A 14,816-nucleotide genomic window follows, 5' to 3' on the forward strand; every position below is an offset into this window, starting at 1 on the left:
AACGGATGTAACCGTTTCCATCCTTGTGACATCTCTCACGTAGTCGTAAACCCCGCGCTGACAAAATAGCGTTCTTGCTGAAACAGGGGGTGACCGTGGGTTCCTGCAATTTCCAACAGGGCGGTGTGTATGATCACCATTCGTGACGTTGCCCGCGAGGCTGGCGTGTCGGTGGCGACCGTATCAAGGGTGCTGAACAACAGTCAGCTGGTCAGTAGTGAGACACGTGATGCGGTGATGAAGGCAGTATCGCTGCTTGGGTATCGCCCCAATGCAAATGCCCAGGCGCTGGCGACGCAAAGCAGTGAAACCATTGGCGTGGTAGTGATGGACGTCTCCGACTCCTTCTTCGGCGCGCTGGTGAAAGCGGTGGATACTGTCGCTCAGCAGCATCAGAAATACGTGCTTATCGGTAACAGCTACCACGAGGCGGAAAAAGAGCGTAATGCCATTGAGGTGCTGATCCGCCAGCGCTGTAACGCGCTGATCGTGCATTCCAAAGCGCTTGGCGACGATGAACTCATTGATTTTATGAAACATATTCCCGGAATGGTGGTTATCAACCGTACCGTGCCGGGTTACGCCCATCGCTGCGTCGGGCTCGACAACGTCAGCGGTGCGATGATGGCCACCCGAACGCTGCTGAATAACGGGCATCAGCGTATTGGCTATCTGGCCTCAAGCCATGCGATTGAAGATGACACGCTTCGCCGCGAAGGCTGGCGGCGGGCGCTGCAGGAGCAGGGGATTAATCCGTCCGATGCCTGGATTGGCACCGGCACGCCGGATATGCAGGGCGGGGAGGCGGCGATGGTTGAGCTCCTCGGGCGTAATCTCGGGCTAAGTGCCGTTTTCGCCTACAATGACAGCATGGCTGCCGGGGCGCTGACGGCGCTGAAAGATAACGGCATTGCGGTGCCGCAGCAGCTTTCGCTCATCGGTTTCGATGACATTCCGATAGCTCGTTACACGGACCCGCAGCTGACCACCGTGCGTTACCCGATTGTTTCAATGGCAAAACTGGCGACAGAGCTCGCGCTGATGGGTGCTGAAGGCAAACTGGATGCGTCAGCGACACACTGCTTTATGCCGACCCTGGTGCGCCGCCATTCTGTGGCACAGCGGCAATCTGTGGGGACGATCACTAACTTGTAAACTGCGGTGATGTAACCGTTTTCAATCTGTGAGTAAATTCACAGTATCTTAACATTGCGCTGGCTATGATGGCTGCGTTTGTAAAGCTGAAAGCGCTAGTCACTGTGATTTCTCACTTTTTGCCTGGCAATGCAGCACAAAACAATCAAAAAACGCACTCTGGAGCGTTACCGAACACGGAAGATAGTCATTTTTGATAAATTAACTTCGGCGGTCTGTAACACTCTATTAACGTTGCGCCCGCCTGGTCTATACCCTGCATAAAAGAACCGAGAACCGGAGATACCATGAATAAGAAGGCCCTAACCCTGTCTGTTCTGATGGCAAGCATGTTTTTTGGCGCGGCGGCCCATGCTGCGGACACCCGTATTGGCGTGACCATCTACAAATACGACGACAACTTCATGTCTGTTGTCCGTAAGGCGATTGAGAAAGATGCTAAAGCATCTCCTGACATTCAACTGCTGATGAATGACTCGCAGAACGACCAGTCCAAGCAGAACGACCAGATTGACGTCCTGCTGGCAAAAGGTGTTAAAGCGCTGGCGATCAACCTGGTTGACCCGGCTGCAGCGGGCACCGTGATTGAAAAAGCACGTGGTCAGAACGTGCCGGTGGTCTTCTTCAACAAAGAGCCTTCCCGTAAAGCGCTGGATAGCTACGACAAAGCGTTCTACGTCGGTACCGATTCCAAAGAGTCTGGCATTATTCAGGGCGACCTGATTGCCAAACACTGGAAAGCTAACCCGAACTGGGATCTGAACAAAGATGGTCAGATTCAGTTTGTGCTGCTGAAAGGTGAGCCGGGTCACCCGGATGCTGAAGCACGTACGACCTACGTGATTAAAGAGCTGAACGACAAAGGCATCAAAACTCAGCAGCTGGCGCTGGATACCGCTATGTGGGATACCGCGCAGGCTAAAGACAAGATGGACGCCTGGCTCTCTGGCCCGAACGCTAATAAAATCGAAGTGGTTATCGCCAACAACGATGCAATGGCAATGGGTGCAGTAGAAGCGCTGAAAGCGCACAACAAATCCAGCGTACCGGTATTTGGCGTTGATGCTCTGCCAGAAGCACTGGCACTGGTGAAATCTGGCGCAATGGCCGGTACCGTGCTGAACGATGCTAACAACCAGGCGAAAGCAACGCTGGATCTGGCGAAAAACCTGGCCGCAGGTAAAGAGCCGGCAGCTGGCACCAACTGGAAAATCGAGAACAAAATCGTTCGCGTACCTTATGTTGGTGTGGACCAGGATAACCTCGTTCAGTTCATCGGTAAGTAATTCGATAGTTCGGGCGCAGATTCTGCGCCCACCATGCGATTTCGTTGAAACACGCCCGTGCCGGTTTTCCGGTACGGGTATCACGCGCAGCCAGGGCTAACTATGGTCAGCAATAACGAAAAATCGTCAGGCGAATTCTTGTTGGAAATGAGTCATATCAACAAGTCGTTTCCCGGCGTAAAAGCGCTCGATAATGTGAATTTAAAAGTCCGTCCGCATTCCATTCATGCCTTAATGGGGGAAAACGGTGCGGGAAAATCCACGTTATTAAAATGCCTGTTTGGGATCTATCAAAAAGATTCCGGTAGTATTATTTTTCAGGGTAAAGAGATCGACTTCCATTCAGCAAAAGAAGCGCTGGAAAATGGTATTTCGATGGTTCACCAGGAGCTTAACCTGGTATTACAACGTTCGGTCATGGATAACATGTGGCTCGGGCGTTATCCTACTAAAGGTATGTTTGTCGATCAGGACAAAATGTACCGCGACACCAAAGATATATTTGACGAACTGGATATTGATATTGATCCGCGCGCTCGCGTGGGCACATTATCCGTTTCGCAGATGCAGATGATTGAAATCGCGAAAGCGTTCTCCTACGATGCCAAAATCGTGATTATGGATGAACCCACTTCTTCTCTGACGGAAAAAGAAGTCAATCATCTGTTTAAAATCATCCGCAAGCTGAAAGAGCGCGGCTGTGGAATTGTTTATATTTCGCATAAGATGGAAGAGATCTTCCAGCTGTGCGATGAGATTACTATCCTGCGTGATGGCCAGTGGATTGCCACCCAGCCGCTGGAAGGCCTCGACATGGATAAGATCATCGCCATGATGGTTGGCCGTTCCCTGAACCAGCGATTCCCCGACAAGCAGAACAAACCGGGGGAGGTTATCCTCGAAGTTCGTGGACTCACCTCTTTGCGCCAGCCTTCTATCCGTGATGTTTCCTTTGATTTGCACAAAGGGGAAATTCTCGGAATTGCCGGTCTGGTTGGTGCCAAACGCACCGATATCGTGGAGACGCTGTTCGGTATTCGTGAGAAAGCCTCCGGCACCATTACGCTGCACGGTAAAAAGATCAATAACCACAGCGCTAACGAAGCGATTAACCACGGCTTTGCACTGGTGACCGAAGAGCGTCGTTCAACCGGTATTTACGCTTATCTGGATATCGGCTTTAACTCGCTGATTTCTAATATTCGCAACTACAAAAATAAAGTCGGTCTGCTGGATAACTCACGGATGAAGAGTGATACCCAGTGGGTTATTGACTCAATGCGCGTTAAAACACCGGGTCATCGTACCCAGATTGGTTCGCTGTCTGGTGGTAACCAGCAGAAGGTTGTTATTGGTCGCTGGTTGTTAACTCAGCCAGAAATTTTAATGCTGGATGAACCAACGCGCGGTATTGACGTTGGTGCCAAATTTGAAATTTATCAACTTATTGCTGAGCTGGCGAAAAAGAATAAAGGGATCATTATTATCTCTTCCGAAATGCCGGAGCTGCTGGGAATTACCGACCGTATTCTGGTGATGAGCAATGGGCTGGTCGCCGGAATTGTTGATACGAAAACCACCACGCAAAACGAAATACTCCGTCTTGCGTCTTTGCACCTTTAAGATCAGGGGCTCCTCATGAGTGCGTTAGATAAAAAAAGTTTTCTCACTTATCTGAAAGAAGGCGGTATTTACGTCGTCCTTTTAGTCTTGCTGGCCATTATTATATTCCAGGATCCCACGTTCTTAAGTCTGCTTAACCTGAGTAACATCCTGACGCAGTCCTCGGTGCGTATTATCATCGCTCTTGGCGTTGCCGGGCTTATCGTGACCCAGGGGACGGACCTGTCCGCCGGTCGCCAGGTGGGCCTTGCGGCCGTTATCGCCGCAACCCTTCTGCAGTCAGTTGATAACGCCAACAAGGTGTTCCCGGAAATGGCAACCATGCCGATTCCGCTGGTTATCCTTATCGTCTGCGCTATCGGCGCGGTAATTGGTCTGGTCAACGGGATTATCATTGCCTACCTGAACGTAACGCCGTTTATCACCACCCTCGGCACGATGATTATCGTATACGGTATCAACTCGCTGTATTACGACTTCGTGGGGGCTTCGCCGATTTCCGGCTTTGATACGCACTTCTCGACGTTTGCGCAGGGGTTTATCGCGCTCGGTAGTTTCCGACTGTCGTATATCACCTTCTATGCGCTAATTGCCATTGCCTTCGTATGGGTGCTGTGGAACAAAACCCGCTTCGGTAAGAACATTTTCGCCATCGGTGGTAACCCGGAAGCCGCGAAAGTATCTGGCGTCAACGTGGCGCTGAACCTGCTGATGATCTATGCGCTCTCTGGCGTGTTCTATGCTTTCGGTGGTTTGCTGGAAGCGGGGCGTATCGGTTCTGCGACCAACAACCTCGGCTTTATGTACGAGCTGGATGCTATCGCGGCCTGCGTGGTGGGCGGTGTGTCCTTCTCCGGCGGTGTGGGTACCGTTTTCGGTGTGGTGACCGGTGTGATTATCTTCACCGTCATCAACTACGGCCTGACCTATATCGGGGTTAACCCGTACTGGCAGTACATCATCAAAGGCGCCATCATTATCTTCGCCGTTGCGCTGGATTCACTGAAGTACGCGCGTAAGAAATAGTTTCTCTGTACAAAAGCCCGGAACAGTAACCGCCGTTCCGGGCTTTTTTATTGCTTTTTCTGCAGTTCCAGCAGCTGTTCCGGGGTGACGGCAGGGTAGCCCTGGGCATCTTCCGGCACTTCATGTTCGGCAGGAATTGGGACCAGCGGGCCTAAGAAGCGGGGCTCACGTTTGAAGATATAGAGGTCTGCCAGCGCACCGAAGCGGGCACCGAACTCACGCAGGCGCACGCTTAACATGTCTTTTGGTGAAGGTACCGCGTAGCACTGGGCCTGAATGCCCATGTGCAGAGCAATAAACAGCGCGCGCTCGCAGTGAAAACGCTGGGTGATGATGATGAAGTCATTGGTATCGAACACTTTTCGCGTACGCACTATTGAATCAAGTGTGCGGAAACCAGCGTAGTCGAGCACGATATCGGCCGGATCGACGCCTGCGGCAATCAAATCTTTACGCATGGTCATCGGTTCGTTGTAGCTCTGCAGCGCGTTATCACCGCTCAGCAACAGGTAGTTTACCTTACCGCTGTTATAGGCGTTGAGCGCTCCCTGAATGCGGTAGCGGTAATACTGATTGATAACGCCGGTGCGATAATATTTTGCGGTACCAAGGACGACGCCAACCTGGCGGTAGGGGAGATCCTGGAGTTCGTCATAGATGTATGGCGCGGTTTTCCAGCTCATCCAGCGGTCGAGTCCTAATACGGTCAACAGCAGCAGACCGAGAAGGACTAACAGGCTGTATGACACGCGCTTTAACATGGACTTGGCTCGATGGTGGAAACGATGACACTCAGGCTACTGTACTCGCCGGGATAGCGCAATAAACGCCGGGTTAATTGGGGGGAATTTCATCAGTGCGGGCCGAAACCCGCACAAGAACCTTAACCGAGCAGCACCCGGTCAATATTCTGACAGCCCAGTGCGCGCAATGTCGCCGCCGTAGCATCCCACTGGATAAGCGGAGCGTCCGGGCGTTCGGCGAGGAGCGCCCGCTGGATATCCGCGTAGTTATAACCGTTCAGGCTAAGCAGATTCAGGGCACCCTGCAGCGGTGGCAGCGTCGGGTTGAACGCCGCGTTTTCCGCGTAGCTTCCGCTGAAGATAGTACCGTCACGGCACTCCAGCGCGACTCCTGAAGGAGACTGGCTGTACGGTGTGTGGCTGCGGTTGGCGGCCTTAATCGCTGCCTGTGCCAGCGCATCGCCTTCCAGCGGGTAGCCGTGGTCCTGAGCATCCATCAGCAGAGTTTTGATCTGCAGATCTTTCGGCCCAAAAGCGTCCGGCAGATAGTCTTTCAGCGTGGCAGGCTCGCGGCCCGGCAGGTTGATGCGCAGCTCAAGACCGCTGTTCAGTTCATTCATAAACTGACGGCAGTGGCCGCAGGGGGTGTAGTTGACGGTAATGGCTTTAAGAGCCTTCTCGCCACAGAGCCAGGCGTGGCTGATGGCGCTCTGTTCGGCGTGTACGGTTTGTTGCATCGTCGCGCCGAGGAACTCCATGTTGCCGCCAAGATACCAGGTGCCGCTAATACCGCGGGCAATAGCGCCAACATTGAAGTGCGACAGGTCGGCACGCGCGCAGGCCGCCGCTACCGGCAGAAGCGCAAATGCCAGACCGTCTTCGTCAAGCCCGGTCGCGGCTCGCAGCGTGGCGACCTGATGTGCAGTGAACTGTGCCGAAAAATGCTCGTCGGCAAGCATCGGGGCCAGTGCTGACTGCAAATTATCCGCAAGCTGTGCAAAAGCAGAATGAAAACGTGAATGCATGGCTTTGCCTCTTAACAATGTATGGAAGCGTAGTCTACGGGTGCTTTACACCTGTATATGTGATCTAAATCCCACTACTTATGCAACGCGTGTAACTTGCAGTCAAAAATGTGTGATGTGTCGCGTTTTAGCCCACTAACTTCAGCAGCAGCGGGAACAAAAAAGGTGCCAGCAGCGAGGTCATTATCCCGCAAATCACCAGCGCCAGAGAACTGAACGCACCTTCCTGGTAGTCCAGTTCCGCACAGCGTGAGGTACCCAGCGCGTGCGACGCCGTCCCCATTGCCAGACCACGAGCCGCTTTGGTGTTAATGCGCATCAGGTTCAGCAGGGTGTGGCCAAAGACCGCGCCAAGGATCCCAACAAAAATGACGCAAACCGCGCTGATAGCCGGAATACCGCCAATGCTGCCGCCAACGGCCATGGCGATAGGCGTGGTAACCGATTTCGGCATTACCGAGGCGGCAATCTGCGGCGTTGCTCCCATCAGCAGGGCAATTGTCGTACCGCTGACCATCGCGACCACGGTACCAATAAAGCAGATCAGGATGATCGATTTCCAGCGGGCGCGGATCTGGTGCAACTGCTCGTAGAGCGGAAAGGCCAGCGCCACCACCGCAGGCTGCAGCAGATCGTTTAAGATTTTGCTCCCGGCGAAATAGTGATCGTACGGCGTACCGGTCACCATCAGCAGCGGAATGATCACCACCATCGCCACCAGAAGCGGGTTCAGCAATGGAATTTTAAAACGGGCAGCGAGCCTGCGAGCACCAAAAAACACCAGCAGCGTCAGCGGTAGTGACCACCAGATATAGTGCATCATTTTTCTTCGGCTCCTTTCTGCCCAACCACTTTGCGTTCACCATGAACCAGATGTGAACTCCAGCTCACCACCACTAATACCACCAGCGTACTCACGGCGCAGGAAACCACCACCGGGCCAAACTGCGCGCGCAGCAGGTCGAAATACTGCATCACTCCAACGCCAATCGGCACAAACAGCAGCGCCATGTAGCGGATGAGAATGTAGCAGCCGGGGTTGACCCATTTGGCGGGAAGCACCTGCAGGGCCAATAGCACAAACAGGATCAGCATCCCGATAATGCTGCCGGGAATGGTGATAGGAAGCAGGGAAGCGACAAAAATTCCGGCATACAGGCAGGCGTAAATCAGAACGAATGCGCGCAGGTACTGCCAGAGAGTATTCAATATTTTGCTCATGGTGATTACCTTTGATGGAACGCATTCATCATACAATTAATGCCAAAAATGTGCTACCGATCACATCATGATTTATAAGCATACTCATGATTCCTTTTTGGCACTGCAGGTTCTGCGCATCGCACGAAAAAAAGTTGTGCCTGATAGTGTAGTCGGCAGCGCAGAGAACGGGCTTCAAACCGTCTGCCGATAACGCTAAGATAGCGCCTCTTTTTCTCCGGGTAACGATATGCGTGTATTACTGGCACCGATGGAAGGTGTGCTCGATTCGCTGGTGCGCGAGCTGCTGACTGAGGTAAACGATTATGACCTCTGCATCACCGAATTTTTGCGGGTGGTGGATAAACTGCTGCCGGAAAAGTCGTTCTACCGCATTTGCCCGGAACTTCACAACCAGAGCCGAACCCCCTCGGGGACGCTCGTCAGGGTACAACTGCTGGGGCAATACCCGCAGTGGCTGGCGGAAAACGCCGCCCGTGCCGTTGAGCTGGGCTCCTGGGGCGTTGACCTCAACTGTGGTTGCCCGTCAAAGGTGGTGAACGGTAGCGGCGGCGGGGCGACGCTCCTGAAAGACCCGGAGCTTATCTATCGCGGGGCGAAAGCCATGCGTGAGGCCGTGCCCGCTCACCTGCCGGTCACGGTAAAAGTAAGACTGGGCTGGGACAGCAGCCAGCGGCAGTTTGAAATTGCCGATGCGGTGCAGCAGGCCGGTGCTACAGAGTTGACCGTTCACGGCCGTACAAAAGAAGACGGCTACAAAGCCGAGCGTATCAACTGGCAGGCGATTGGTGAAATTCGAAAGCGGCTGTCGATACCGGTGGTGGCCAACGGCGAAATCTGGGACTGGCAAAGCGCGCAGGAGTGTATGGCAGTGACCGGCTGCGATGCCATTATGATCGGGCGCGGTGCGCTGAACGTGCCGAATCTGAGCCGTGTGGTGAAGGAAAATGCGCTGCGGATGCCGTGGCCTGAAGTCGTGGCGCTGTTGCAAACCTATTCCCGCAAGGAAAAGCAGGGCGATACTGGCCTGTACCACGTGGCGCGAATCAAGCAGTGGCTGGGTTACTTACGTAAAGAGTACGTGGAGGCAGCGGATCTGTTCACCGGTATTCGTACATTACAGGATTCATCAGCGATCGCGGATGCCATTGAAGGCTATGCGGCACGTATGGCCTGAGAAGATGGGGGGAGGTAGCCTCCCCATTATCTGGAATGTAAAAAACTCACGATTAGCGCGCTTTACGGGCGCTGAGTAAAAAGATCATCGGACGTTCTTTCTCTTCATCAAGCGCCGGATTGCTGGCAATCTGCCCGGCAGTGGGTCCCCACTCGTTGAGATGACTTATCTCAAAACCGGCGGCAATCAACGCGTTTATCCACGTAGAAAGTTTTCGGTGCTGCTTCTTCACCCCCTCGGCAAACCAGTTGCTGATGCGCTCACCTTCCTGCTGATAATGATTCACCGGCCAGCACTTGTCACCGTCGCTACCCTGTATCCAGCCCTGTTTGTGGGTGGCGGTGTAGATGGGATGTTCTGCCGAGAACACCAGCATACCGCCAGGTTTTAGCGCCTGGTGGAGCGTGGCGAACAGCGTATCGATATCCAGCAGATAATGTAGCGCCAGCGAGCTGTAGGCGAGATCGAGACTCTCAGGCTCCAGACTCAGCGTTTCGAGATCGGCACGTTGATAGTGAATGTTCTCCTGCGAAGTCGTCTCGCGCGCGCGCTCCAGCATTTTCTCTGAAACATCAAGCCCAAGCACTTGTGCTGCTCCTGCGTCGCTGGCAAAGCGGCAGAACCACCCGTAGCCGCAGCCAAGGTCGATAACGGTGGCACCACTGAGAGGTGGCAGCATTTTTTGCAGTTCCGGCCATTCCGGTGCACCGTCCAACCCCTTGACTGAACGATCGAGAGTGGCGTATCCGGCAAAAAACTGCGGATCGTCGTAGATATTTTGCGTCATTTCATCTCCTTTATTCATGTTGTGAATGACATGTGGAGTATATCCAGTTTGCATCAATGATTCGTGGTGCCAGATTAAATAATGAGGTGAAAATCAGCTGGTTGGAATTGTATTTCTGCGTGTACTATCTTGTTTCAAGAGATTTTATGCCACGCGTTACTTAAGCTGCGTTGATGGTTTTCCTCTACGCTTTGCTCTCCTACTTACATACAGAATTCGTTTATGAAACGTTCGTGCGTTGTTCCATCCGTTGCGATTTTGCCTTTGCTGTTGTTGCTGTCAGGTTGTGCCCCATCCCATGATATCGGTGCTGCGCCAAAACAGCAGACGCCAGCGTCCCGCGTTGATACCGCCTTGCCTGCGGCATTACAAAATGGCTGGCCGCAGAGTGAATGGTGGCGCGAGTATCACGATCCACAGCTCGATGCCCTGATTGACCAGGCTTTGCGTCACTCCCCGGATATGCAGGTGGCGCAGCAGCGCATCAAGCTGGCTGAAGCTCAGGCGCGGATGGCGCAGTCGTCTCTGGGTCCAGAAGTCGATTTTTCCGCGAATATTGAACGGCAAAAAATGTCGGCTGAAGGGCTGATGGGGCCGTTTGCGGTAACTGACCCGGCGGCCGGGACGACCGGCCCATGGTACACCAACGGCACGTTCGGCCTGACGGCGGGCTGGGATCTCGACCTGTGGGGCAAAAACCGCGCCGAAGTACAGGCGCGAATTGGTAAAGCGCGGGCAGAAATGGCGGAAATGGCGCAAACCCGTCAACTGCTGGCGAGCAGCGTCAGCCGCCTGTACTGGCAGTGGCAGACCCAGGCGGCAATGGCGCAGGTGCTGGAGCAGGTGAAAAAAGAAGAAAACAGCATCGTGACGGTGGATACCGAACTCTATCAGCACGGTATTACCAGCTCCGTAGAGGGTGTGGAAAACGACATCAACGTCAGCAAGACCGAGCAGCAGATCGCCGAACTGAGCGGCGACATGAAGGAGACCGAGGCGCGCCTGATGGCGCTAACCAACAGCCAGACTTCTGCGCTTAAGCTACGCCCGGTGACGCTCCCGGCCGTGAAGACCAGTATGCCTGCGGTACTGGGCTACGAGCTGCTGGCACGCCGTCCGGATCTGCAGGAAGCGCACTGGTATATCGAAGCTTCAATGAGTGAAGTGGAGGCGGCGAAGGCGGCATTCTATCCGGATATCAACCTGATGGCCTTTTTACAACAGGATGCGCTGCACCTGAGCGATCTGTTCCGCAATTCGGCGCAGCAGATGGGCGTTACCGCAGGCTTAACGCTGCCTATCTTCGACAGCGGTCGGCTGAATGCCAACCTCGATATCGCCAGCGCTTCCCAGGGGCTGTCGGTTGCCAATTACAATAAAGCGGTGGTGAATGCGGTTAACCAGGTGGCGAAGAGCGCAAGCCAGGTGGAAACCCTCGCGAACAAAAACCAGCAGCAGATGAAGGTTGAACAAGACTCTGCGCGGGTTGTGGCGTTGGCAGAAGCCAGAATGCGGGTTGGGATGATCTCCGGTACCAAGGTGAGCCTTGCGAGGCTTCCGGCGCTGAGGGAGCGGATGGCGGGGATCCAGCTCCACGGGCAGTGGCTGGATGCAAATATCCAGCTCACGTCAGCGCTGGGCGGTGGCTACCACCAGCAGTAGCGGGAGATGTTGCCGGGTGTGGCGACCGCTCACCCGGCATGCGGATCTTCATCGTCTGACGCTGCATTTTTCCGTTCGCGGCGCTTAAACCACCAGCGGATTGCCAGCACCACGGCAATGGCCAGTGCGAGCCACACCAGATGCTTCAGGTGCTGATCGAGGTGATGTAACCACGGAGCGATGACCTCGCCGCCAAGATAGCCGAGGGTGGTAAACAGCAGTGACCAGATAATGGCGCCAAGAATGTTCAGCGGTAGAAAGATCTTCGGGGGCAACCGACTGGCGCCGATCAGCAGCGGCCCGATGACGCGGAAGCCGTACATAAAACGGGTGCCAATCACGAACAGGTAAGGGCGACGCTGGATAAGCCGCTGCGCCGAGCGAATTTTAGCTTTATGGCGTCTGAACCGCTTAAGAATGCGATCGCCAAAGTGACGACCCAGCAGATACAGCACCTGATCGCCCATCATCCCGCCCAACGCCACGGAAACCACCACCAGCCAGAATTTGAGCAGACCCTGATGCGCCGCCACGCCGCCGAGCAGTGTTACCGTTTCGCCCTCTGCCAGGCTTCCAACCACCAGCGCAGCGTAACCATACTGGGAAATCAGGCTATTAAAATCCATATCGGCATCCAGGCTCCTGTTTAATTCACACTAATTATCATACACCCTGCGGCTCGTGAATGATCGCGCGGCTTTTTTCGCTGGCTGAAAACTAATCAATCAGGATGAATTATACTTGAAGTGTGGTTGTACGAAGCCGCGACAAGGGGGCCATATGAACCATGTCTGGGGACTGTTCTCTCATCCCGATAGAGAAATGCACGTTATTCGTAGTGAAAACGAAACTGTTTCGCATCACTACACTCACCATGTGCTGATCATGGCCGCCGTGCCGGTTATCTGCGCATTCATCGGTACAACACAACTAGGCTGGAATTTTGGCGATGGCACCGTTGTGAAGCTGTCGCTAATGACCGGTCTCGTTATCGCTGTATTGTTCTACGCCATGATGCTGGCAGGGGTTGCGGTAATGGGGCGAGTCATCTGGTGGATGGCACGTCACTACCCGCAGCGTCCGTCGCTCAGGCATTGCATGGTTTTCGCTGGTTACGTTGCAACACCGCTGTTTTTAAGCGGGATTGTCGCGCTGTATCCGCTGGTATGGCTGTGTGCGCTGGTGGGCACAGTAGCGCTGTTTTATACCGGGTATCTTCTGTACCTCGGTATTCCTACCTTCCTTAATATCAATAAAGAAGAGGGGCTGAGTTTTTCCAGTTCGACGCTCGCCATTGGCGTGCTGGTGCTGGAGGCCCTGCTGGCGATGACCGTTATCCTCTGGGGTTACGGTTTGCGCCTGTTCTGACCGGTTAAATATGCCGCGCCGCCGCAGACACCGACGGCGCAGCATTTCTTCATCATTATCTGCTGGCGAGCCGACGGTAGCGCGGGGTATGATGCGATTTCAGGAAATCCTGAAGTTATCCTTTGCCAAACGACTAACCAGAAACTCACCATGCAGAAATTTCGAGTATCCCTGCTCAGCCTTGCGCTGATGCTGGCAGTGCCCTTTGCGCCACAGGCGAGTGCAAAAACCGTAACGACAGCGACCGCGTCTCAGCCGGAGATCGCCTCCGGAAGCGCCATGATCGTCGATTTGAATACCAACAAAGTGATTTACGCCAGCAACCCGGATCTGGTGCGCCCGATGGCGTCCATTACCAAAGTCATGACGGCCATGGTGGTGCTGGACGCGCACTTACCGCTTGATGAGATGCTGAAAGTAGATATCAGCCATACGCCTGAAATGAAAGGGATTTACTCACGAGTGCGTTTGAACAGCGAAATCAGCCGCAAAAACATGCTGCTGCTGGCGCTGATGTCGTCGGAGAACCGCGCGGCGGCGAGCCTCGCCCACCATTATCCGGGCGGTTACGATGCGTTTATTCGTGCGATGAATGCAAAAGCCAAAGCGCTGGGCATGACGCACACCCGCTACGTCGAGCCAACGGGCTTGTCGATTCATAACGTATCAACGGCGAGAGATTTAACGAAGCTACTGATTGCCAGCAAACAGTATCCGCTGATTGGTCAGTTGAGCACCACCAAAGAAGACACCGCGACCTTCGCAAGCCCGGCCTATACGCTGCCGTTCCGTAACACCAACCACCTGGTGTATCGCGATAACTGGAATATTCAGTTAACCAAAACCGGCTTTACCAATGCGGCAGGGCACTGTCTGATTATGCGCACGGTCATCAACAATAAACCGGTGGCGCTGGTGGTCATGGATGCGTTCGGTAAGTTTACCCACTTTGCTGACGCCAGCCGTCTGAGGACGTGGATAGAAACCGGCAAAGTGATGCCGGTACCGCCAGCCGCGCTGAGCTACAAAAAGCAGCGTGAAGCGCAGATGGCAAACGCCATGCTGAATGGCGAACAAACCACCGCACAGAACGACTGATTTACTCCGGCAGCGTCCAGTCACCTTCGTTGAGTGGGCGCTGCATAATCAACGTATCCCGCCAGTCTCCCAGCTTATAGCCGACGCTTCGCAGTTGGCCTGCCACTTCAAAACCGTGTTTTTTGTGCAAGCGTAACGAACCGGCGTTGTTGAGCCCGTCACCCACAACCGCAATCATTTGCCGCCACGGACCCAGCTCGCAGATATCGATCAAACGCGTCAGCAGGCTGCTGCCGATATTGCGTCCGGTCATGCTGGCATCGACGTAAATTGATTCTTCGAGGGTAAAGCGGTAAGCCGGGCGCGGACGGTAAGGGGTGGCATAGCAGTAGCCGACAATGATGCCGCGATATAAGGCCACCAGCCAGGGTAACCCCTGCTCACGAACCTTTTTCATGCGCTGGCGCATTTCGTCGACGGAAGGAGGGACTTCTTCAAAAGACGCGCGTCCGTTCAGAACATGCCAGGCGTACAGCGCTGCAATCGCATGTGCATCGTCCGGCAGAGCCTCACGGATCTCCACTTCAGTTTTGTGCAGGACTTCGACCGTGGACATAACCAGGCTCCTTCAGGTGGGAGGCCGGAGAAACGTTTCTCCGGCACCTGATCCCACTCTAATACGGAGTTAAGCAGTAATACAGTATT

At 54.2% G+C, this 14,816-nt stretch carries 15 protein-coding genes; 8 read left to right on the forward strand and 7 right to left on the reverse strand.

The annotated features are described in order from the left end of the window. Positions 1-129: 129 nt before the first annotated feature. From galS to mglC, 4 genes are all read left to right on the forward strand, one after another. Complete coding sequence (gene galS, locus C7387_RS01950) at positions 130-1,155, forward strand: HTH-type transcriptional regulator GalS (RefSeq protein WP_006820850.1); 1,026 nt, start codon at positions 130-132, stop codon at positions 1,153-1,155. Between the two features lie 287 nt (positions 1,156-1,442). Further along, positions 1,443-2,441 carry a galactose/glucose ABC transporter substrate-binding protein MglB gene (gene mglB / locus C7387_RS01955; protein WP_006820848.1) on the forward strand — a complete coding sequence of 333 codons (999 nt, stop codon included), beginning with the start codon at positions 1,443-1,445 and terminating at the stop codon, positions 2,439-2,441. Between the two features lie 102 nt (positions 2,442-2,543). Continuing rightward, entirely contained in the window at positions 2,544-4,064 is a 1,521-nt protein-coding gene (mglA, locus tag C7387_RS01960) for a galactose/methyl galactoside ABC transporter ATP-binding protein MglA (protein WP_006820847.1), read from the forward strand. A gap of 15 nt (positions 4,065-4,079) precedes the next feature. Then, entirely contained in the window at positions 4,080-5,090 is a 1,011-nt protein-coding gene (gene mglC, locus C7387_RS01965) for a galactose/methyl galactoside ABC transporter permease MglC (protein ID WP_006820846.1), read from the forward strand. Positions 5,091-5,137: 47 nt separating this feature from the next. On the opposite strand, the gene sanA is transcribed toward mglC, so the two are convergent. The 4 genes from sanA to C7387_RS01985 all read right to left on the reverse strand — a co-directional run bounded on the left by sanA (position 5,138) and on the right by C7387_RS01985 (position 8,079). Further along, on the reverse strand, positions 5,138-5,851 hold the full coding sequence (sanA, locus tag C7387_RS01970) for an outer membrane permeability protein SanA (protein WP_006820845.1): 714 nt from the start codon (positions 5,849-5,851) through the stop codon (positions 5,138-5,140). Positions 5,852-5,973: 122 nt separating this feature from the next. Further along, the gene (gene cdd, locus C7387_RS01975; protein WP_120815919.1) at positions 5,974-6,858 is read right to left on the reverse strand and encodes a cytidine deaminase; all 885 of its coding nucleotides are present in this window, start codon (positions 6,856-6,858) and stop codon (positions 5,974-5,976) included. A gap of 127 nt (positions 6,859-6,985) precedes the next feature. Then, positions 6,986-7,681, reverse strand: coding sequence for a CidB/LrgB family autolysis modulator (locus C7387_RS01980; RefSeq protein ID WP_006820843.1), 696 nt, complete (start codon positions 7,679-7,681; stop codon positions 6,986-6,988). Beyond that, a complete protein-coding gene (locus C7387_RS01985; protein WP_006820842.1) occupies positions 7,678-8,079 on the reverse strand; it encodes a CidA/LrgA family protein in 402 nt (133 codons plus the stop codon). The genes C7387_RS01980 and C7387_RS01985 overlap by 4 nt, the downstream gene beginning before the upstream one ends. Before the next feature lie 229 nt (positions 8,080-8,308). Between C7387_RS01985 and dusC the strand changes: the two genes are divergently transcribed. After that, entirely contained in the window at positions 8,309-9,256 is a 948-nt protein-coding gene (gene dusC, locus C7387_RS01990) for a tRNA dihydrouridine(16) synthase DusC (protein WP_040903761.1), read from the forward strand. A 52-nt stretch (positions 9,257-9,308) separates the two neighbouring features. Here the strand turns inward: dusC and C7387_RS01995 are convergent, their stop codons facing one another. Then, entirely contained in the window at positions 9,309-10,043 is a 735-nt protein-coding gene (locus C7387_RS01995) for a class I SAM-dependent methyltransferase (protein ID WP_120815920.1), read from the reverse strand. A 222-nt stretch (positions 10,044-10,265) separates the two neighbouring features. Between C7387_RS01995 and mdtQ the strand changes: the two genes are divergently transcribed. Continuing rightward, positions 10,266-11,705: a multidrug resistance outer membrane protein MdtQ gene (gene mdtQ, locus C7387_RS02000; RefSeq protein ID WP_120815921.1), complete on the forward strand. Its 1,440-nt coding sequence runs from the start codon at positions 10,266-10,268 to the stop codon at positions 11,703-11,705. Between the two features lie 29 nt (positions 11,706-11,734). On the opposite strand, the gene C7387_RS02005 is transcribed toward mdtQ, so the two are convergent. Continuing rightward, positions 11,735-12,331: a DedA family protein gene (locus tag C7387_RS02005; RefSeq protein WP_006820837.1), complete on the reverse strand. Its 597-nt coding sequence runs from the start codon at positions 12,329-12,331 to the stop codon at positions 11,735-11,737. Positions 12,332-12,485: 154 nt separating this feature from the next. Here C7387_RS02005 and C7387_RS02010 point away from each other — a divergent pair, with 154 nt between their 5' ends. Continuing rightward, positions 12,486-13,073, forward strand: coding sequence for a Yip1 family protein (locus C7387_RS02010; protein ID WP_006820836.1), 588 nt, complete (start codon positions 12,486-12,488; stop codon positions 13,071-13,073). Positions 13,074-13,223: 150 nt separating this feature from the next. After that, positions 13,224-14,171 (forward strand): D-alanyl-D-alanine endopeptidase, encoded by a 948-nt coding sequence (pbpG, locus tag C7387_RS02015; RefSeq protein WP_038256377.1) that lies wholly within the window; start codon positions 13,224-13,226, stop codon positions 14,169-14,171. 1 nt (position 14,172) lies between these two features. On the opposite strand, the gene C7387_RS02020 is transcribed toward pbpG, so the two are convergent. Then, the gene (locus tag C7387_RS02020) at positions 14,173-14,727 is read right to left on the reverse strand and encodes a GNAT family N-acetyltransferase (RefSeq protein ID WP_006820833.1); all 555 of its coding nucleotides are present in this window, start codon (positions 14,725-14,727) and stop codon (positions 14,173-14,175) included. Positions 14,728-14,816: the final 89 nt, after the last annotated feature.

It is taken from the genome of Yokenella regensburgei, assembly GCF_003634235.1.
Lineage (GTDB): Bacteria > Pseudomonadota > Gammaproteobacteria > Enterobacterales > Enterobacteriaceae > Yokenella > Yokenella regensburgei.